The following is a 20,101-nucleotide window of genomic DNA, read 5'->3' on the forward strand; positions in this document are numbered from 1 at the left end:
GCGTCACCAGCGGAGACGGCGCAGGCAGGGGGTGCAACGTACACTAACGGGGACATTGCACGCTTGCTTCGCCTTTTGGAGAGATGTACTCAGCATGACCAATCCCGGCTTCAACTTCGTCGTGCCCAAGCAGGAGACCGACCAGGCTCCCGCCGCCGCAGCCACCACCGACTCCGGCGAGGTGCACGACCTCATCATTGTCGGATCCGGACCCTCCGGCTACACCGCGGCGCTCTACGCCGCCCGCGCCGAGCTGCGCCCCATCGTTTTCGAGGGCTACGAGTTCGGCGGCGAGCTGATGAACACCACCGAGGTGGAGAACTACCCCGGTTTCCAGAACGGCATCATGGGCCCAGAGCTCATGATGGAGATGCGCGCCCAGGCCGAGAAGTTCGGCGCCGACCTGCGCCCCGAGCTCGTCGACAGCGTCGACTTCAGCGGAAAGACCAAAAAGGTCATCGTCGGCGACACCGTCTACTCTGCGCGCGCGGTCATCCTCGCCACCGGCGCCGCCCCGCGCCACCTCGGCGTGCCCGGAGAGACGGAGCTAACCGGACGCGGTGTGTCCACCTGCGCGACCTGCGACGGTTTCTTCTTCAAGGACCACCACATCGCCGTCGTCGGCGGCGGCGACTCCGCCATGGAGGAGGCCATCTTCCTCACCAAGTTCGGCTCCAAGGTCTCGCTCATTCACCGCTCCGATAACTTCCGGGCGTCGAAAGTCATGCTCGAGCGCGCCCGCGCGAACGAGAAGATCGAATTCCTCACCCACACCATCGTCGAGGAAGTGCTTTCCGACGAAGCGAAGGTCTCCGGCCTGAAAATCCGCAACGTCGAGACCAACACCGAGTCCGTCCTCGACGCCACCGCAATGTTCGTCGCCATCGGCCACGACCCGCGCTCCGGCTTCCTCGCCGACCAGGTCGCCACCGACGAGGAGGGCTACGTCACCGTCGCCGACCCGTCCACCCGCACCTCCGTCGAGGGCGTCTTCGCCTGCGGCGACCTGGTGGACAAGACCTACCGCCAGGCGATTACCGCAGCCGGTTCCGGCTGCCGCGCCGCCCTCGACGCCACCCACTACCTCGAAGCCCTCGGCCGCTAACCGGCCGCAACCAGGAGAAGACACCCCATGAGTGCACCTATCGATGTCACCCAGGCGACCTTCAAGTCCGAGGTCATCGACTCCGCCACCCCCGTGATCGTTGACTTCTGGGCGCAGTGGTGCGGTCCCTGCACAAAACTCTCGCCGATCCTCGACGAGGTCAGCGCGGAGTTGGGCGAGCGCGTGAAGGTGGTGAAAGTCGACGTTGACGCCGAGCGCACCCTCGCCGCCATGTTCCAGATCATGTCGATTCCCACGGTCTTGATCTTCAAAGACGGCCAGATGGTGGACCAGTTTGCGGGCCTCCAGCCGAAGCAGGACATCATCGCTCGCGTGGAGAATCTCCTCTAACGATGTCGCGCGGGTACGATTAAGTGCCGTAACAGCCGAACATAATTCACGACTCCCCGTCCAGGAAGGTACCCAGTGACAGAGATTTTCCGCGTGGGTGACTCGAGCGCCCGCGTCGCCGAAGTGCGGTCGACGCTTGCCCGTTTGGGCCGCCTCGACGGGTTCCAGGGAGACCTCAGCGACTGGAAGGGCCGCCAGTTTTCCCAGGAAGACACGTTCTTCGACGAGGAACTGGCCGAGGCGCTCAAGGCGTTCCAGCAGTCCCGCGGCATCCTGCCGTCCGGGGAGATCAACACCAGCACGCTGCGCGAGCTGCGCGAGGCGTCCTACGAGCTCGGCGCACGCGTCCTGTCGTACGAACCCAACCAGCTGATGGTGGGAGACGACATCCGCCAGCTGCAGAGCCAGCTGCAAGAGCTCGGCTTCTACCCGCACCGCGTCGACGGCGTGTTCGGCCCGCGCAGCCACGAGGCACTCGCGGCCTACCAGCTCAACTACGGCCTCCAGGACGACGGCGTGTGCGGGCCCGATACCCTGCACGCTCTTAGCCTGCTCGGGCGTCGCATCACCGGCGGTTCCGCCCAGGCGATCCGCGAGCGCGAGGAGGTCCGCGAGGCCGGCCCGCAGCTGGCAGGCAAGCGCGTGGTCATTGACCCCAGCCTGGGCGACGGCGAGACCGGCATGACCGTTCAGGGCCCCTACGGCGCCGTGACGGAAGAGGAGCTCCTCTGGGACCTCGCCCAGCGCATCGAGGGCCGCATGATCGCAGCCGGCGTGGAGACCATCCTGTCGCGCCCCCGCGGGGACAACCCCGACAATCAGACACGTGCGGAACTCGCCAACAGCTTCGACGCGGACCTGCTGATCTCGCTGCACCTCGACCACTACGCCAACGAGAAGGCCAACGGCGTGGCCACCTTCTACTTCGGCTCGGAGTCAGGCGCGTCCTCCATGACGGGCGAGACGCTTTCCGGCTTCATCCAGCGCGAGATTGTCGCCCGCACCAACCTGCGCAACTGTTTCAGCCACGGCCGCACCTGGGAGCTGCTGCGCATGACCAAGATGCCCTCCGTCGAGGTCGTCGCCGGTTACTTGACCAACGCGGGCGACGTGGAGATCATCACGGATCCGCACCAGCGCGACGCCATCGCCGAGGCCATCGTCGTGGCTGTCAAGCGCCTCTACCTGCTGGAACAGGACGACAAGCCGACTGGCACGTACACGTTCAGTGAGCTGCTGCGCCAGGAGGGCGCGCGGTAGTTCTCGTGCGCGGCGGTTGCTGTGCCCGCGTCAGGCCAGCGGTACCCCGGCGAGCAGTGATTCGACTTCCCGCGCGCTGAGCAGCTCGTGTGCCGGTGGCAGCTCTAAGCGCAAGCGCGGAATGACGTCGTGGTCGCGTACCACCATAAATCCCGCGGATTCGAGCAAGCTCACCTCGACCAACCCAATCTGCGGCGCGCTGCGCCGCAACGACGCGGCCGAATCGGAAGAGGCCGTGCCGTCGGGGCGCACCCCGAAGACCTCCAAAGCGTCGGCATCAGCACCGGTGGCGGCCATGATGGCCGAGTCCAGCAGGACGGACTCCCAACCGCGGTTGCGCGCGACGGTGTCGATGTGCAGGCTCGTGACCAGCCATGCGCCCACAGACACGGGGGCGGTGGGCATCCGCACGGCGCCCGGGGCGTGCTTGGCGGGGCAATAAAGCACCGTGGCGAGCGCGCCCCGCGTTGAGGCTGCCTCGGCGATACTGAAACCGACGGTATCCTGCTCCTCGGCGCGGGCCGCCAGCCACGCGCCCTTGTCCATCTCCGAGACGGTGTCCTGGAACGACGCGTTGAGGGGATCGACCTCCCAGAACACGCTCTTGGCGGTCAGGGGGTGCAGTCGGGCGAGGGTGCGCGCGTGCAGCGGGACAACCTGCGCCTGAGGTCCTGGCCCCGCCATTGTCGCTTGCTACTCCTCGCCTTGAATGAGCGACATGATGCGCTCGAAGTCGTCGCGGTCGCCGAACTCCACGACGATCTTGCCCTTACGCTTGCCCATCGTGACCGAGACGCGGGTGTCGAAGGCGTCGGCGAGGCGCTCAGCCGCGCGGTTGAGGAACTCCGGCTGGGGCTGGGGCTCGCGCTTGGGGCGCTCAGCCTCGCCGCCGCTGCGGTTGAGCAGAGTGACGGCTTCCTCCGTGGCGCGCACGCTCATGCCTTCGGCGACGACGCGGTCGGCGAGGGTGGTCTGGGCGTTGGCGGTGGCGTCGCCAAGCTTGATGCCCAAGATGGCACGCGCATGGCCCGCGGAGAGCACACCGGCGGCGACGCGGCGCTGAACAGCAACCGGCAGGGCCAGCAGGCGGATCGCGTTGGTGATCACCGGGCGGGAGCGGCCCAGCTTGTCGGCCAGCTGCTCCTGGGTCACGCCAAACTCGTTGAGCAGCTGCTGGTACGCGGCCGCCTCCTCGAGCGGATTGAGCTGGACGCGGTGGATGTTCTCCAAGAGCGCGTCCCGAAGCATGTCTTCGTCGCTGGTCTCGCGGACGATCGCCGGGATCTGCTTCAGGCCCGCCTTCGAGGCCGCGCGCCAGCGGCGCTCGCCCATGATGAGCTCAAAGCCATCGGAGATCTCGCGTACGACGATCGGCTGGAGTAGACCGAACTCGCGCACGGAGTGGACGAGTTCCTGCAGGTCATCCTCGTCGAAGACCTGGCGCGGCTGCTTCAGGTTCGGCTGGATTTGGCCGATCGGCAGCTCCTGGTAGCGCGCACCCATCGGCACCGGCTGGACGACCTTATCGGTCGAGGGCACAACCGTGGGGGCGCCGGGGATGGAGGGGGCACCGGGCACGCGCTTCGGCGCCCCGGCGGGCTTCTTCTTCCCGCCGTTGTCCTTCGCCGGTGCGGCATCCGCCTGTGCGTCGCGCGCGCCCTTTGAGCCGCCGATAATCATGTCCGCGGCGCCCTCGCCGAGCCGACCGGTCTTGCCGGTGGTGTCGGTGGCCTCCGGGTTGGAGGGGATCAGCGCCGCGAGCCCGCGGCCGAGGCCGCCTCTACGTTCCTGTGCCATAACTACTTCGTCTCCTCCTGCTGGGCGATGTCGGGCGCGTCTGCCGCGTCCGCAATGTCGCTGCCGTCGAGCTGGCGGGCGACCTCGGGGCTGACACCAATCGGGCCGGTCGTCTCATGCGGCTGGTAATCGCCGCGGGTGGCCAACTCCCGCGCGGCGTCGACGTAGGCAAGCGCACCGCGCGAGCCCGGGTCGTAGTCGATCACCGTCTGGCCGTAGCCCGGGGCTTCAGAGACCTTCACCGAACGCGGAATGACGTTGCGCAGCACGACCTGGCCGAACTGGTTGCGCACCTCGGAGGCGACCTCCTCGGACAACCGCGTGCGGGCATCGAACATGGTCAGCAGGATCGCCGAGATGTGCAGGTTGTGGTTCAGGTGCTCGCGGATCATGCCGATGTTGCCCAGCAGCTGCCCCACGCCCTCCAGCGCGTAGTACTCGCACTGGATGGGGATGAGGACCTCGTCCACAGCCGTCATCGCATTGATGGTCAACAGGCCCAGCGAGGGCGGGCAGTCGATGAAAACGTAGTCGAAACCGTGGCGCTCGAGGAAACCGCGGCGCAGCGCGTCGTGCAGGCGGTACTCGCGGCGCACCAGGCTGACCAGCTCGATCTCGGCGCCGGCCAGGTCGATTGTGGCCGGGATGCAGAACAGGTTCTCGTTGCCCGCGGCGGGCTGCATGGCGTCGATAGCCTCGGCCTCGCCGATGAGCACCTCGTAGCTCGAAATCGTGCCCGCGCGGTGCTCCGCGCCGAGCGCCGTGGAGGCGTTGCCCTGCGGGTCGAGGTCGACCACGAGGACCTTCATGCCCAGGCGCGACAAGGCGGCAGCCATGTTGACCGACGTGGTGGTCTTGCCCACCCCGCCCTTCTGGTTGGCGACGGTAATAACGCGCGCCACGTCCGGTTTCGGCAGTGGTTTCGCGCCGGCGCTCCACCGCGCGGCACGGTGCGCCGCCGCGGCGATCGGGGTCTCATTCCACTCGGAATTGTCGGCCACAAAGCCCTCCGTCATCTCGTTCATTGTCCGCATCACCCTGCCTTGTGCGGGACCTCACCAACTCTAGTGCCGGTCAGCGCTTGCGGGGAATCCTGATCACGGTCGTGGGCTCGGGAAGCAGCGCCGACCCGACCGTCAGGATCTCCGCCTTTCCGCCGCGGGCTTTCTTGATCTCGGCGGCGTCGCGCTCGAGCTCTTCACCCACGCTCGCCCCCTTCATGGCCACCATCGCGCCGCCGACCTTGACCAAAGGCAGCGACCAGCGGGCCAGCTTGCCCAACGGGGCGACGGCGCGGGAGGTCACGGCGTCGAACTGACCCTTCTTCTGCTCCTCGGCGCGCCCGCGCACAACCGTGACGTTGTCCAGCCCGAGCTCGGCGGTGACCTCGCCCAAGTACGTGGAGCGCTTCAGCAAAGGCTCAATCAGGGTGATCTCTAGGTCCGGGCGCGCAATCGCGAGCGGGATGCCCGGCAACCCGGCACCCGAGCCGATGTCCGCCAGGCGCAGGCCCTCGTCGAAGACCTCGGCGAGCACCGCGCAGTTAAGGATGTGGCGCGACCACAGCCGGTCGACCTCCTTCGGGCCGATGAACCCGCGAGTGAACGCGACCTCGGCCAGGGAGCTTTGGTAGGACTGAGCAAGCTCGAGGCGCTCGCCGAAAATCTCGGCGGCGGCCGCCGGGACCGGCTCGCGGGCCTCACCTGAGTCCTGTGGCAGGCCCTGTTTGATGTCCTGGGGTTCGTTAGACACGGCTGTGTGCTCCTTCGGAAACTTCTCGGTGCAGTTCGCGGTGCGGGCCGCACCTAGCGCCGCCCGTTCCATGTTTCCTCCGACTCTAGTAAACCCCTCGGACACGGCCCGAATGCCGGGACTTTGCGCAGCTAACCGGCCGTGAAACGCGAAAAACCGCGGCGGGGAATCGTTGTGATTCCCGGCCGCGGCCGTCGACAAGCAAGCTCTAAAAAGCCCTAGTTACCCTGCTTGCGCTGCTTCTTCGTGCGCTTGTCTACGCGACGGGCAGCGACCTGGGGTGCGCTCGCACGCTTAGCCTCGCGCTTGAGCTCCTCTTCGCGCTCCTCTTCCTCGTCCATTTTGTCGAAGACGATGCGGGTCTGGAAGAACGTCCACACGTTGTTGGCCAACATGTAGAACAGCAGGCCGACGTGCCACAGGGCGCCGGACGCCAAGATCATGACCGGGAAGACCCAGAGCATCATCTTGTTCATCATGGCCATCTGGGATTCCATCATCTGCGCGTTGTCACCCACCGGCGCGGAGACCTTGCCGGCGGCGCGGCGCGCGTTCTGGCGGTCGATGGACAGGCGCGCATTCAGGTGCGTGAACACGGCAGACACGACGACCAGCGGCAGACACACCGCGATGATGTTGGCGCGGGTGAAGTCGAGGCCCGTAAACGCGTTGAACGCATCTTCCGGCATGGACATGTACGCAGAAAGGGGAACGCCGAAGAAGTGGGCGTCCAGGAACGAGCGGACATCCTCCGGAGAGAAGATGTAGTTCGCGGTATTACGGTTTTCCTCCACCGTCATGCCGAGCTGGCCCGGGCCGGTGCCCGTGCGGTTGAAGGAGCGCAGCACGTGGAACAGGCCGAGGAACACCGGCATCTGCACAAGCGGAACGATGCACGAGGCCAGCGGGTTGGTGCCCGCCTCCTTGTACAACTTCTGGGTCTCCGCAGCCATCTTCTGCTGGTCGTTTTTGTACTTGGCGCGCAGCTCCTGAATCTTCGGCTGCATTTCCTGCATCCGGCGCATCGAGCGCATCTGGTTGACCATCGGCTTGACCAGCAGGACACGGATAGTAAACGTCAGGAAGACGATCGCGAGGATCCACGACAAACCGGAATCCGGCGAGAGGATATAACCGAAGACTTTGTGCCAGAACCACAGCACCGCCGAGATCGGCCAATAAACAAAATTCAGCACTTGGGGATCGTTGCTCCTAGTTGGTTACGGTTGGGCCGTTTCACAGCCACCGGCTTCGCCGCTTGTCGACGACGCCACACTTCCCGGGACAGGATCAAACCCACCCGGATGCCACGGCCCGCACTTACAGACCCGGGCAGTAGCGAGAAGACTGCCTTTCACCGCCCCGTGGCGCGCCACTGATTCGAGCGCATAGGCGCTGCACACAGGCATGAAACGGCACGTGCCTGCCATCTTAAAGGGTGAAAGATATTTTTGGTAAAGGCGCACCAGCCCGACCAGCGCTTTCGCCGCCGGCCCGCGGGCGGGCGGGATTTCCGCGCCGAGGACGTTGTAGTACGCCATTACTGCTCGCCGCGTGCGGCAGGCCGTGACTTCTTCTCTGCTTTCTCCCGCGCCTTATCCAGGGCGTAGCCAAGGTCACGGCGCAGGGTGTCACTCGTCGCGGTGGCAGCACCGGGCAGAGCGCGCACCACCACGTCGCATTCGCGGCCAAGCTTATCGACGCCCACCTCGCGACAGACATGCCGCAACTTACGCGACACCGCGTGGCGGGTCACGGCGTTGCCGACCTGTTTAGACACAACGAGCCCGAACCGGGGTCCGCCGCGCAGGGCGGAACCGGTTCGGGCTGCGAGGTGCACGACCAGAGTCTTCGTGCCGGCGCGGGTGCCGGTCCTTGTCACGCGGCGAAAATCCGCGGACGAACCCAGCTTGTGCGCTTTGGGGAGCACGGTTGGCTCTGGTTGGCGTCGAAAAGCGAGCGCGACTACGCGGTGAGCTTCGCGCGGCCCTTACGGCGACGTGCGGAAACGATGGCGCGGCCGGCGCGGGTGCGCATGCGGGTACGGAAGCCGTGCTTGCGAGCGCGACGACGGTTGTTCGGCTGGAAGGTCCGCTTAGACACGGGAGACTCCTTGAGTATTGCGACGGCCAGCGGCGCCGCGCATTGCTGCGCGGAGAGCCTCCCGGGGAACAGACCGTCCCGGTTGAAAGAACTTTTCCGAGATGCGGGTGCGCCGTGGCCCGGGTAGGCCGGTGGTGCGCCTCGCGTGCAACTCCTGCGCTGACTCGCCCGTACGGGCGGCCCGGTACACCGCGCTGGTGTTGCTCTCAAGCACATCATGTGCGTGGCGGCGCCATGGGCTCCGCTACGTGATGCAACAGACGAGCCAAGACTACGTGAAATTTCCGGCTCCGGCCAAATCGTTCGACCGGCGTGTCGCGGGGCGCGAAGTGGGTACCCCCGGAACTACACAACTGTGTTTTCTCCCAGCGTGTTGGGCGAAACGCCGACTCATGCTGGGTCGAGAGCCCGTGCGGCGGCGGGCGGCGGGCGGCGCGGGAGTTATCCACAGGGGAGACGGCGGGCGGCGCGTGGACACCACAGTCTGTGAGCGGGTACGAATGAAGAATCATCACACGATCACACAGTCGATCCCACACCGCTCTGTGGATAACCTTCTAGTTCGGGTTGAGAGTTTTGCGCGAACTGAGGGAAACCCGCAGTTAGGAGAGGTTTTTCGCCGGTGTTCGTTTTTCCACAGCCAGTGGCAGCGGCTGTGGATAGAACCCGGAGGAAAGGTTGTCCACACCTGTGGATAAAATGGTGGAATTCCAGGTAACCAGCCACAGAATGTGGTTCGGCAGTGTGGATGAATCGGTGGATCACACTCTGCCACCCCGAGCCACTCCGACTCGCGCGAGCGGTTCCGGCGCATGGCCTGATCATCCTTTGATCATGGTCACATCATGGACACATATCGACAATTGAGAACTGCAAGGAACTGACACGTGGCGGAACACAACCTCGAGGCGCTCTGGCGTGACATCGTCTCGGAACTGCTGACACTCTCCGAGCGCCCGAGCTCCACCATTCCGACGCTCACCCACCAGGAGCGCGCGTACCTGCAGCTGGTCAAGCCCGTCATGCTTGTCGACGGCTACGCGATCCTGTCCACCCCACACGCCGCCGCCAAGGCCGTCATCGAGGACAACCTCGGCGTGCATATCGCCGCCCTGCTGACCCACCGTCTCGGCCAGCCGTGCAGCCTCGCGGTGTCGGTCCAGCAGCCCGCGGCCGCCGAGCAGACCCCGCCGCCGGCTGGCGAGTTCGGCGGCGAGTTCTCCGCGCAGCCGGACAACCGGCGCGCCGCGGCCGACGAATGGTTCTCCACCCGAACCCCCCTGCGCCAGGAGCAGCCATCCATGCCCGGGGAGCAGATTCCGATGGGCTTGGACGAGCTCGCGCGGATCCACTCCCAGCAGCAGGCCGAGCGCGAGGAGCAGCGCCAGGCCACGGCCCACCCGACGGTGCCGCAGCCGCAGCGCATCCCGCGCGAGCGCCCGGCGCACGACCCGGAGCGCGAGACGTCGCTGAACCCGAAGTACACCTTTGAAAACTTCGTCATCGGCTCCTCCAACCGCTTCGCCAACGGCGCCGCCGTGGCGGTGGCAGAAAATCCGGCGCGCGCCTACAACCCGCTGTTCATCTGGGGTGGATCCGGCCTGGGCAAGACGCACCTCCTGCACGCCGCAGGCAACTACGCCCAGGTGCTGCAGCCGGGCCTGCGCATCAAGTACGTCTCCTCGGAAGAGTTCACGAACGACTACATCAACTCCGTGCGCGACGACCGCCAGGAGACGTTCAAGCGGCGCTACCGCAACCTCGACATCCTCATGGTCGACGACATCCAGTTCCTCGAGGGCAAGGAAGGAACCCAGGAGGAGTTCTTCCACACCTTCAACGCCCTGCACCAGGCGAACAAGCAGATCATTTTGTCGTCGGACCGTCCGCCGAAACAGCTGACCACGCTCGAAGACCGCCTACGTACCCGCTTCGAAGGCGGCCTGATCACCGACGTCCAGCCACCGGACCTGGAAACGCGCATCGCCATCTTGATGAAGAAGGCCGCCGCGGACGGCACCCACGTCGACCACGCGGTCCTGGAACTCATTGCCACGCAGTTCCAGTCCTCTATCCGCGAGCTTGAGGGCGCGCTGATCAGGGTCTCCGCCTACTCTTCGCTGATCAATGAGCCGATCACCCTCGAGGTGGCGCAGGTGGCGCTTCGCGACATCCTCCCGGACGAGGGCGACGTGAACATCAACGCCTCGACGATCAAGGACTCAGCCGCCGAGTACTTCGGGGTGACCAACGACCAGCTCACCGGCGCCGGCAAGACCCGCCAGGTCGCGCACGCCCGCCAGATCGCCATGTACCTGTGCCGCGAGCTCACCGAGCTGTCTCTGCCGAAGATCGGCGACGAGTTCGGCGGCAAGGACCACACGACCGTGATGTACGCCGAGCGCAAGATCCGCAAGGAAATGACAGAAAACCGCGGGACGTACGACGAGATCCAGGAACTGACGCAGATGATCAAGAACCGCGCCCGCATGCGCTAGCTGTACGTTTCCCACTCCGGGGCCGGCACCTTTACCCAGGTGGCGGCCCCGCTTTTCGTTGTGTGCTGGTTGTTCCACAGCTTTGTACACAGTTGTGTAATTCCACGGGTGTAATTCAATGATCCTCGACGCAGTATGCGCGGCGTCTCACATGGCGCCGCTGTGCGAAACTGCGTGATTCGTGGGGAAAAGCGGTGGAGAAAGCGGGACTGTGTGTGGATAAAATCGGGCGAGGAAAAGTTGTCCACAGAGAATCGGCGTTGTGCACACGAAGTCCACACGGAGAATCACATCTGTAATTTCCGCTCCGACCAAGGACAATGAGCCTCGATCCACAGAGTGCACAGGACTTACTGTTGTTACCCGTCTTTTACTTGTAATTCTTCCAAGAGAAAGAGAGCGTGTGAACAACTCGGCGCCCGCTCCTCGCCGCGGGCTCAGGCCCGGCGAGCGCCAGTGATGGGGCGAATGACAAAAAGCGGGGCGTGCGCCTAAGGTTGAGGGGAAATTACGTAATTCCGCGCGCCCGCGACCCGCGGTGCCAGCGCCACCGAATGCCAAGGAGCCGCTCGCCGCCATGGACGACAACCGCGTGTCATTCCGCGTTCACAAGGAAGACCTCTCCGACGCCGTCGCGTGGGTTGCCCGCAGCCTTCCCACGAAAAACACGCAGCCGATCCTGCGCGCCGTGGTCATCACCGTCGACGACGGCGGGCTCGAATTCGCGGGATTCGACTACGAAATCTCTTCGCGCGTGCGCATCGGCGCCGAGGTCGACCAGCCGGGACGCGTCGCCGTGGCCGGCAAGCTGCTGGCCGACATCGTATCGAACATGCCGAACAAGCCGGTCGAGGTCTCCACCGACGGATCGAAGATGCTGCTCCAGGGCGGCTCGGCCCGCTTCGAGCTGCCGCTCATGCCTCTCGACGACTACCCGCAGCTGCCCACCCTCCCCGAGGTCACCGGAACCTTGTCGCCCGCCGAGTTTGTCGGTGCCGTCACGCAGGTCGCCTCCGCGGCAGGCCGCGACGACACCTTGCCGATGCTCACCGGCATCCACATGGAGATCGACGGCTCCAACGTCCAGCTCACCGCAACCGACCGATTCCGCCTGGCACTGCGCACCATCTCCTGGCAGCCCGCGGCGGACAACGTCCAGGCCAAACTGCTCGTGCCGGCCAAGACGCTGCTGGACAACGCCCGCACCCTCGACACCCACATCGACGATCCGGTCGAGATCGCCGTGGGAAACTCCGAGAACATCGGCGGCGACGGCCTGTTCGGCCTGCACTCCGGAAACCGGGAAACCACGACCCGCATGCTCGACGCGGACTTCCCGAACATCCATCCGCTGCTGCCCAAGAGCCACACCTCCATGGCGAGCGTGACCATCGCTCCGCTGGTCGAGGCCATCCGCCGCGTCAGCCTGGTCGCCGACCGCAACGCACAGATCCGCATGCATTTCCGCGACGGCGAGGTCACGCTCTACGCCTCCGGAGCCGACTCCGGTGAGGCATCCGAGTCCGTACCCGCGCAGTTCTTCGGCGCCGACGAGCTCGTCATCGCCTTCAACTCCGGCTACCTCAAGGACGGCTTGGCCGTCATTCCGACGAACAACGTGGTGTTCGGCTTCACCGAGTCCTCGCGCCCGGCGATCATGATCCCGGAGCCGGAGACCCTGCCGGAGCCGCAGGCCGACGGCACCTTCCCGACCCCGGAGACGGAGTTCACCTACCTCCTCATGCCGGTCCGTCTGCCCGGTTAAGCAGGTGTAATTCCACGCCGTGTACCTTCGCGAACTCGACCTGCGCGACTTCCGTTCCTGGCCCGAACTCACCCTCGAGCTCGAGCCCGGGGTCACGGTGCTGTCGGGGCGCAACGGGCACGGCAAGACCAACGTCGTCGAGGCAGTGCACTACACGGCAACACTCGGCAGCCACCGCGTAGGCAACGACGGCCCGCTGATCCGGGCGGGAGCTTCCAACGCGCGCATCTCCGCCACGACGGTCAACGAGGGCCGAGCACTCACGACGCACCTGCTCATCTCATCGTCCGGAGCGAACCAGGCACAGATCAACCGCACGCGCCTGCGCTCCCCGCGCGAGCTTTTGGGCGTGCTGCGTACGGTGATGTTCTCCCCGGAAGACCTGCGCTTAGTTGTCGGCGAGCCCGGCGAGCGCCGCCGCTTCCTCGACGAGCTGTCCGCGCTGCGCACGCCGCGCCACGGCGGAGTCAAGGCGGATTACGACAAAGTACTGCGCCAGCGCAACGCGCTGCTGCGCGGCTCCGCCTACGACCTGCGCCGCGGCTACGACCACAGCGACGGCGCCTCGGCGCTCGGCACCCTCGACGCATGGGATTCCCGGCTTGCCACACTGGGAGCGCAGATCATCGCCGGTCGCTTGGCGCTTCTCGACGCCCTCTCCGACAACATCGTCGAAGCGTATTCCTCCGTAGCTCCCGAGTCACGGCCTGCGTCTGTGCGCTACAAATCGACCGTCGATAATGCGGTGCGCCAGCTCCTCGGGGACGAGACTCGCGACGTGAGTGTCTTCGAGGCCGCGATGCTGACTGAGCTCGGGCGCAGGCGCAAGGAGGAGATTGACAGAGGTGTCACGCTCGTCGGGCCGCACCGCGATGACCTAGTCCTCATGCTCGGCGACCAGCCGGCAAAGGGCTACGCCAGCCACGGGGAGACCTGGTCGTACGCGCTTTCGCTGCACCTGGCCGAGTACGCGCTACTCGCCTCCGAAGGCTCCGACCCGGTGCTGATCCTCGACGACGTGTTCGCGGAACTCGACGCCAAGCGCCGCGAGCGCCTCGTCGCTGTCGCCGAAAGCGCCGAACAGGTGCTCATCACCGCCGCGGTGGGCGACGACCTGCCCGCCAACCTCGACGACTCCGTCCAAGCCAGGTACCGCGTCGTCATGGAAGAGGGGGTGTCGCGGCTTGAGTGACCTGGTTGCAACGACGTTTGAGACGCTGCGCGCCACCGCGCGCCGGCGCGGGGGGCGACTGCCAGATCTCAGCCGCCAAGGCAGCGCGGTCATGCCGCGGCGCAACGCGGCGGTGTCGCTGGCGGGGCGTGGGGAAGGCGCTGGGGGCAAGGGGGCGTCGATAAGCGTGCCCGGCCTCGATCTCGAGGTCGAGGCCACCGCGCGCTGGCAGGGCCGGGGACGGCCGACCGGGCCGGACGGGCGCGCGCTGCGGCGCGGCTACCAGGTGAAAGGTTTCGGCTCGCTCGTGCGCACCGAGATCAAAAAGCGCGACTGGACTGAGAACATGGCCTACGGCTGGGTCATGGGCAACTGGGCCGGGCTTGTCGGCGAGAAGATCGCGCAACACACCCAGGTCGAGATGATCAAGGAGGGCGAGGTGTTCGTCTCCTGCGACCAAACCGCCTGGGCGACGCAGCTGAAGTACATGCAGTCGACCGTTTTGTCCGAGATTGCCAAGAAGGTGGGCCCGGATGTGATCACGAAGCTGCACGTCTACCCGCCAAAGACCAAGAGCTGGCGCTACGGACCGCTGCACGTGAAGGGCCGCGGGCCGCGCGACACGTACGGATAAACGCGGGGGAGCGGTCGCTGTGGGGGCGCTGCGGGATGGGTTGTGAAAACCGCCACACCCCCAAATTCGCGCGAGAAACGCCCTCTCGCTGGAGTTGCAAGTGTGCTGGACAAAAACAGCGGGGTGTAAGATGGGATGGGTTAAAGCCCATTGAAAGCCTTAGAGGAGAGTCCATCAACCGTGGCTACCAACGAACCGCATTATGATGCGTCATCGATCACCATTCTCGAGGGGCTCGAGGCCGTCCGTAAGCGACCCGGCATGTACATCGGTTCCACCGGTGTGCGCGGTCTCCACCACCTTGTGTGGGAGGTCGTGGACAATTCCGTGGACGAGGCCATGGCAGGCTACGCGGATCAGGTGGACGTGACGCTTCTGGCAGACGGCGGCGTCCAGGTCGTCGACAACGGCCGCGGCATTCCGGTCGAGATGCACCCCTCCGGCGCCCCGACCGTCCAGGTCGTTATGACCCAACTGCACGCCGGCGGCAAGTTCGACTCCGACTCCTACGCCGTCTCCGGTGGCCTGCACGGCGTGGGCATCTCCGTGGTCAACGCGCTGTCGACCCGCGTCGAGGCGGACATCAAGCGCGACGGAAAGCACTGGTACCAGAGCTTCAACCGCGCCATCCCGGAGGAGCTCGAAGAGGGCAACAACGCCCGCGGCACCGGAACCACCATCCGTTTCTGGCCCGACGCCGAAATCTTCGAGACCGTCGAGTTCGACTACAACACCATCGCGCGCCGCCTGCAGGAAATGGCCTTCCTAAACAAGGGCCTGACCATCACGCTTAAGGACGAGCGCGTCTCCGAAGAGGAGCTCGAGCTTGAGGCCATCGCCGAGGAAGGCGACACCGCCGAGCTTGTCGACGGCGACTCCTTCGACGACACCGTGATCACAGAGTCCGAGGCCGACACCACGGCCGAGGAAGTCGCCCCGGCGGTGAAGAAGAAGCGCGAGAAGAAGGTCACCTACCACTACCCGAACGGCCTGATCGACTACGTCGAGCATCTCAACCGCAACAAGACGGCGATCCACCCGACCGTGATCGGCTTCGAGTCCAAGGCCAAGGAGCACGAGGCCGAGGTGGCCATGCAGTGGAACGGCGGCTTCAAGGAGTCCGTCCACACCTTCGCCAACACGATCAACACCCACGAGGGCGGCTCCCACGAAGAGGGCTTCCGCGCCGCGCTGACCACGCTGATGAACCGCTACGCCCGCGACCACAAGCTGATCAAGGACAAGGACCCCAACCTCACCGGTGACGATTGCCGCGAGGGCATCTCCGCGGTCGTGTCCGTACGCGTGTCCGACCCGCAGTTCGAAGGCCAGACGAAGACCAAACTCGGCAACACCGAGATCAAGGGCTTCGTCCAGCGCGCCGTCAACGAGCACCTCGCCGACTGGTTCGACGCCAACCCGGCGGAAGCAAAGACGATTGTGAATAAGGCTGTCGCCTCGTCGCAGGCGCGACAGGCTGCCCGCAAGGCGCGCGACCTGGTCCGCCGCAAGTCCGCCAACGACATGGGCGGGCTGCCCGGAAAGCTTGCCGACTGCCGCTCCAAGGACCCGCAGAAGTCCGAGCTGTTCATCGTGGAGGGCGACTCCGCAGGCGGTTCCGCCAAACAGGGCCGCGACTCCATGTACCAGGCGATCCTTCCGCTGCGCGGCAAGATCCTCAACGTGGAGAAGGCGCGCATGGACCGCGTGCTGAAGAACGCCGAGGTCCAGGCCATCATTACCGCCCTGGGCACGGGTATCCACGACGAGTTCGACATCAGCAAGCTGCGCTACCACAAGATCGTGCTCATGGCCGACGCTGACGTCGACGGCCAGCACATCGCGACGCTGCTGCTCACGCTGCTGTTCCGCTTCATGCCGGAGCTCATCGAGCACGGCCACGTCTACCTGGCCAACCCGCCGTTGTACAAGCTCAAGTGGGCCAAGGGCGAGCCGGGCTACGCCTTCTCCGACGCTGAGCGCGACAAGGAGCTCGCCGAGGGCCTCGAGGCCGGGCGCAAGATCAACACCGACGACGGCATCCAGCGCTACAAGGGTCTCGGCGAGATGAACGCCGGCGAGCTGTGGGAGACCACCCTCGACCCCGAACACCGCATCCTGCGCCGCGTCGATCTCGAGGACGCGCAGTTGGCGGACGAGCTGTTCTCCATCCTCATGGGCGATGACGTCGCCGCCCGCCGCTCCTTCATCACCCGCAAGGCGAAGGACGTGCGCTTCCTCGACGTCTAACGACACCGAGGTGAGGTGTGGTTTCGGCGGTGCCCGCGGAGCGAGAAGGATGCTCCGCGGGCACCGCTGTTGTCGGAAGGGTGTCTTACTTGGGGCGCGCTACAATTCGGAAGAATGACGCTCCCCAACCCACATGATTCGGAATCGGTGGACATCCGGCTACCGGATGGTTCGACGAGCACGGTGCTGCTCTTCGGCGCTCGTGCTGAGGACACAGGGTCTGCCGGCGAGGCCAAGCCCCTCGTGGTCATCTGGCCCGGATTCGGCATGGGTGCGCGCTATTTCAAACCCATAGCGTCCTGGTTGGCCGAGCGCGGTTTTCCCACCGCCGTCGGCGAACTGCGCGGCCAGGGGTCGAGCACGGCCATCGCCAGCAGGACCAGCCAGTGGGGCTACCACACGATGGTCACGGAGGATTACCCGCTCACGATCGCTGCGGCCAAGAAGGCATTGGGTGTGAGCGAGGAATACCCGGTCATTCTGCTCACTCACTCGATGGGCGGCCAGGTCGGGGCACTGTTCCTGGGCAGCGAGGGTGCCCGCGCCGCGAACGTCATCGGCATGATGGGCGTGGGCTCGGGCAGCCCGTTCTGGAGGAGCTTTCGCGGGGCGTCGCGGGTACGCATCGGGGGCGGGTCCGCACTCATGGGCGCGATTAGCCGCGTAGTCGGGCACTGGCCCGCGGGCCGGCTCGACGTTGTCGGCTACGGCCGCCAGTCGGCGCTGCATGTGGGGGAGTGGGCGCGGCTGGCCAGGACGAACAAGCTCGACCACATTCAGGGCGCGGATTACCCGGCGGCGCTGGCGGGTGTCAGCGTTCCGGTTCTGCTCACGCGCTTCAATAACGATGAGGACTGTACCCTGGCGTCGGCAGAGGCGCTGGCGGCGCTGCTCAGTGGTGCCCCAGTCGAGGTCGAGGAGCTCGCGGGGGGTCTAGGCCACAATCGCTGGGCGCGTGAGCCCGAGACGGTGGGCCAGCGCTTTGTGAAGTTCTACGAGGAGAAACTCCGCGACTAACGGGCGGTGTCTAGCGGGCGTTGCGCTCGATGATGTCGCCGAGCTCCGGCAGGGTCGGCCCGATGATCGAACTCAGCTTGCCGCGCAGCGCCGAGTACACCTTCTGTATGGCTGCCGGGCCCTGGCCGGAGAGGCTGTCGCCGACGGCGAGGATACGGTCGCTCAGTTCAGTTTCACGGGAGGCGAGGAAGTTGCCGAAGCCTGCGGACTCGGCGGAGTTGTAGTCGTTCCAGAACGGAGTGAGTTCCTCGACCAGCTGGGGCAGGAATTTGTTGATGCCCTTCGACACCGCCTCGCCGTCAGCCTTCTTTGCCGCACCCACGGCAGATTTAAGGGCCATGCCGGTCAGACCGGACTGGTTGGCAACGGTCCGGTCGGCGAGCTGGGTCAGCTCCGCCACGACGGTGGGGCGGGTGGTGTCGGTCAACAGTGCGTTAAGGTCGCTCATTCCTCACAGCATACCGAGTCCCGGGTCGTTGAGGCCTGGGTTACGGAGGGCGCACCGGTTCACCAGAGGTGGTGCGGTGCAGCGCGCGGTGCCGGATCTTCGCCCCGGCGGAGGCGGCGTATCCTGCGGTTTCGTTCGTCCTTGGTGGACCACCATTGGCGGGGTGGTGCTCGACGCGCCCGGTGCGTCGGTTGATATCCACGAACCCCTTGTTGCGGAACCCGTCCCTGCTGTCGTTGTTGCATCTGTGGTGCTCGCGGCAGAGTCCCACCAGGTTGGTGATGTCGGTCAGCCCGCCGTCGCGCCACGCGATGACGTGGTGGGCCTCAAGTTCCATGCCAGGCTTGTCGCATCCGGCCCAGGCACAGACCCCTTGGGCGGCGAAGATGGCGAGCTTTTGCTCGACGGAGGCGAGCCGGGTCCGGCCCATGGACAGCGGGACACCGGTGACGGGGTCGAGTTCGAGGAGGAAGTCGGTGCCGGCCAGACCGAGGCGGATCAGGTCCGCCGCGTCGAGGTCGATGCCGGTGTCGGTGGGGAAGAGTGTGTCGCGGTCGGCGCAGGCAAGGTCGTCACTGGTGAGTGAGACGACGATGGAGGCCACTCCGCGTCGATTGTCCTGGCGGCCCTGTTCGTAGCTGCGAAGGATGGAGATGAGCTGGTCGAAGCCGCGCTGGGCCCGCGTGCGCTCGTCATCGGCGGCGTCTGCAGTGATGTTAGTGCCGGGCGCGTACCCGGGCTGAATGAGCGCTTTGAGCAGGGCGAGCTCGGCGCGGGGGATCTGGAGCACCACCCGTGCCAGCCCGTCCGCGTCCGGGCGGCCGAAGGAGATGGAGCGCTTCTTCCAGGCCGCGTAAGGATCCTTTTCGCCATCGTAGTTACGCCCGGCGAGGTTGGCGCGACGGACTGCGTCGGAAAGCCAGCGCCGCAGATCCTCTGGGCCGCGCGAGCGCGCCTCCCGCAGGGCTTGGGCGTGCAGCTCGTCGTAGCCCGGGCTTGCGTGCTCGTTGAGGTCGCGTAAAACCTGCTGGATGATCCGCTGCTTCTCCGCGTTGATCTCGCGGGCGCGACGGCGGGCCTCGGCCTTGGCTTTACGGGCCTCTTCGTTGCGCCGCGCCTCATCTTCCGCCCGGCGGAGGTGTTCAGCAGCTTCGGAATCGGGCTGCGTGGGTGCCGGCGGAACCTCGGGTTCGCCGAAGAGGTCCTTGCCGCGCTTGATGCGGGAGATGGCCTCACTGCGCGAGATGCCGAGGATGTCTGTGAGGTACTGGGTGGCGTGGTTGGCGCCGACATGGGAGCCGGCGCCGTCGCGGTCGGCGAGAAAAGCGAAGGAGGCGTCGATTGCCCCGAACTGGTCGAGTGCGCCGTAGAGGCGTTCCATGTCAGCGCGGACAGCGTCGAAGGCAAGGCCCTCGGGCTCGGCGAAGATGTCGGCGAGTTTGTGGGTTGCGGTCGTGATGGCGTCGATAAGCGATGCGAGCTGAGTAGTCATGGAACACCCCCTTTGTTCATGCCCTCACGCTACCCACCAACCCTGACATCCCCGAACAACTATTCGAACACATATGCGAAAAAACACCCCGGAGAAACGATCCGGGGTGCGGCTGAGCAGCGCTTTTTAGAGAGCGGATGCAGCGAGGGAGGAGCCCATGTTCAGCAGGGTGAAGCCGAGGCTGGTCGCGGTGCCAAGGATGAACCATGCGGTTCCGATCTTCATGACCTGCTCGGTCTCGAAGCGAGACAGCGGAGAGAAAGCCTGGCCGAAATCGACGATGGATGCGGGGATCTCGATGCGGGAGCTGGGCTCCGGGGCGACGATCTGAGCGTTCGCGGCGGGGGCGGCTGTCATCGCGAGAGCGGCAGCGGACGCAGCGACGATAAGGTTGCGGGTCTTCATGGGGACTCCTTAGGAAAGAGGGATGGTATTCCTCTTAAATTATATGGCTTTGC

General features: G+C 65.7%; 20 protein-coding genes. 9 read left to right on the forward strand and 11 right to left on the reverse strand.

The window, feature by feature from the left end; all coding sequences use genetic code 11:
- Positions 1 to 94: 94 nt before the first annotated feature.
- From trxB to VVR41_RS08255, 3 genes are all read left to right on the forward strand, one after another.
- Positions 95 to 1,105 carry a thioredoxin-disulfide reductase gene (trxB, locus tag VVR41_RS08245; protein WP_368524353.1) on the forward strand — a complete coding sequence of 337 codons (1,011 nt, stop codon included), beginning with the start codon at positions 95 to 97 and terminating at the stop codon, positions 1,103 to 1,105.
- A gap of 27 nt (positions 1,106 to 1,132) precedes the next feature.
- A complete protein-coding gene (gene trxA, locus VVR41_RS08250; RefSeq protein ID WP_368524354.1) occupies positions 1,133 to 1,456 on the forward strand; it encodes a thioredoxin in 324 nt (107 codons plus the stop codon).
- Positions 1,457 to 1,531: 75 nt separating this feature from the next.
- Positions 1,532 to 2,716 (forward strand): N-acetylmuramoyl-L-alanine amidase, encoded by a 1,185-nt coding sequence (locus VVR41_RS08255; RefSeq protein WP_368524355.1) that lies wholly within the window; start codon positions 1,532 to 1,534, stop codon positions 2,714 to 2,716.
- A gap of 30 nt (positions 2,717 to 2,746) precedes the next feature.
- Here VVR41_RS08255 and VVR41_RS08260 read toward each other — a convergent pair whose 3' ends face one another.
- From VVR41_RS08260 to rpmH, 8 genes are all read right to left on the reverse strand, one after another.
- Positions 2,747 to 3,400, reverse strand: a complete 654-nt coding sequence (locus tag VVR41_RS08260; protein ID WP_368524356.1) for a hypothetical protein — start codon at positions 3,398 to 3,400, stop codon at positions 2,747 to 2,749.
- 9 nt (positions 3,401 to 3,409) lie between these two features.
- Positions 3,410 to 4,513 (reverse strand): ParB/RepB/Spo0J family partition protein, encoded by a 1,104-nt coding sequence (locus VVR41_RS08265; protein WP_368524357.1) that lies wholly within the window; start codon positions 4,511 to 4,513, stop codon positions 3,410 to 3,412.
- Between the two features lie 2 nt (positions 4,514 to 4,515).
- Positions 4,516 to 5,529, reverse strand: coding sequence for a ParA family protein (locus VVR41_RS08270; protein WP_368524367.1), 1,014 nt, complete (start codon positions 5,527 to 5,529; stop codon positions 4,516 to 4,518).
- Positions 5,530 to 5,587: 58 nt separating this feature from the next.
- Positions 5,588 to 6,244, reverse strand: a complete 657-nt coding sequence (gene rsmG, locus VVR41_RS08275) for a 16S rRNA (guanine(527)-N(7))-methyltransferase RsmG (protein ID WP_368524368.1) — start codon at positions 6,242 to 6,244, stop codon at positions 5,588 to 5,590.
- A gap of 239 nt (positions 6,245 to 6,483) precedes the next feature.
- Positions 6,484 to 7,461 carry a membrane protein insertase YidC gene (yidC, locus tag VVR41_RS08280; protein ID WP_368524358.1) on the reverse strand — a complete coding sequence of 326 codons (978 nt, stop codon included), beginning with the start codon at positions 7,459 to 7,461 and terminating at the stop codon, positions 6,484 to 6,486.
- A 24-nt stretch (positions 7,462 to 7,485) separates the two neighbouring features.
- Entirely contained in the window at positions 7,486 to 7,806 is a 321-nt protein-coding gene (gene yidD / locus VVR41_RS08285; protein WP_368524359.1) for a membrane protein insertion efficiency factor YidD, read from the reverse strand.
- Positions 7,806 to 8,195: a ribonuclease P protein component gene (gene rnpA, locus VVR41_RS08290; protein ID WP_321102693.1), complete on the reverse strand. Its 390-nt coding sequence runs from the start codon at positions 8,193 to 8,195 to the stop codon at positions 7,806 to 7,808. The genes yidD and rnpA overlap by 1 nt, the downstream gene beginning before the upstream one ends.
- A gap of 35 nt (positions 8,196 to 8,230) precedes the next feature.
- Positions 8,231 to 8,368 carry a 50S ribosomal protein L34 gene (rpmH, locus tag VVR41_RS08295; RefSeq protein WP_321102692.1) on the reverse strand — a complete coding sequence of 46 codons (138 nt, stop codon included), beginning with the start codon at positions 8,366 to 8,368 and terminating at the stop codon, positions 8,231 to 8,233.
- An 887-nt stretch (positions 8,369 to 9,255) separates the two neighbouring features.
- Between rpmH and dnaA the strand changes: the two genes are divergently transcribed.
- The 6 genes from dnaA (at position 9,256) to VVR41_RS08325 (ending at position 17,703) form a co-directional block, all read left to right on the forward strand.
- Entirely contained in the window at positions 9,256 to 10,866 is a 1,611-nt protein-coding gene (gene dnaA, locus VVR41_RS08300; RefSeq protein WP_368524360.1) for a chromosomal replication initiator protein DnaA, read from the forward strand.
- 577 nt (positions 10,867 to 11,443) lie between these two features.
- Positions 11,444 to 12,631 carry a DNA polymerase III subunit beta gene (gene dnaN, locus VVR41_RS08305; protein WP_321102689.1) on the forward strand — a complete coding sequence of 396 codons (1,188 nt, stop codon included), beginning with the start codon at positions 11,444 to 11,446 and terminating at the stop codon, positions 12,629 to 12,631.
- A gap of 19 nt (positions 12,632 to 12,650) precedes the next feature.
- A complete protein-coding gene (gene recF / locus VVR41_RS08310; RefSeq protein ID WP_368524361.1) occupies positions 12,651 to 13,823 on the forward strand; it encodes a DNA replication/repair protein RecF in 1,173 nt (390 codons plus the stop codon).
- Entirely contained in the window at positions 13,816 to 14,436 is a 621-nt protein-coding gene (locus VVR41_RS08315; protein ID WP_368524362.1) for a DciA family protein, read from the forward strand. Before recF ends, VVR41_RS08315 begins: the two co-directional genes overlap by 8 nt.
- Before the next feature lie 180 nt (positions 14,437 to 14,616).
- Complete coding sequence (gyrB, locus tag VVR41_RS08320) at positions 14,617 to 16,686, forward strand: DNA topoisomerase (ATP-hydrolyzing) subunit B (RefSeq protein WP_321102684.1); 2,070 nt, start codon at positions 14,617 to 14,619, stop codon at positions 16,684 to 16,686.
- 114 nt (positions 16,687 to 16,800) lie between these two features.
- Positions 16,801 to 17,703, forward strand: coding sequence for an alpha/beta fold hydrolase (locus VVR41_RS08325; protein ID WP_368524363.1), 903 nt, complete (start codon positions 16,801 to 16,803; stop codon positions 17,701 to 17,703).
- A gap of 10 nt (positions 17,704 to 17,713) precedes the next feature.
- Here the strand turns inward: VVR41_RS08325 and VVR41_RS08330 are convergent, their stop codons facing one another.
- From VVR41_RS08330 to VVR41_RS08340, 3 genes are all read right to left on the reverse strand, one after another.
- The gene (locus tag VVR41_RS08330; protein WP_321102488.1) at positions 17,714 to 18,151 is read right to left on the reverse strand and encodes a DUF6918 family protein; all 438 of its coding nucleotides are present in this window, start codon (positions 18,149 to 18,151) and stop codon (positions 17,714 to 17,716) included.
- 40 nt (positions 18,152 to 18,191) lie between these two features.
- The gene (locus VVR41_RS08335; protein WP_368524364.1) at positions 18,192 to 19,643 is read right to left on the reverse strand and encodes a DUF222 domain-containing protein; all 1,452 of its coding nucleotides are present in this window, start codon (positions 19,641 to 19,643) and stop codon (positions 18,192 to 18,194) included.
- A gap of 126 nt (positions 19,644 to 19,769) precedes the next feature.
- A complete protein-coding gene (locus VVR41_RS08340) occupies positions 19,770 to 20,048 on the reverse strand; it encodes a hypothetical protein (protein WP_368524365.1) in 279 nt (92 codons plus the stop codon).
- Positions 20,049 to 20,101 lie beyond the last annotated feature (53 nt).

Source organism: Corynebacterium sp. LK2510 (assembly GCF_040946405.1).
Classification (GTDB): domain Bacteria; phylum Actinomycetota; class Actinomycetes; order Mycobacteriales; family Mycobacteriaceae; genus Corynebacterium.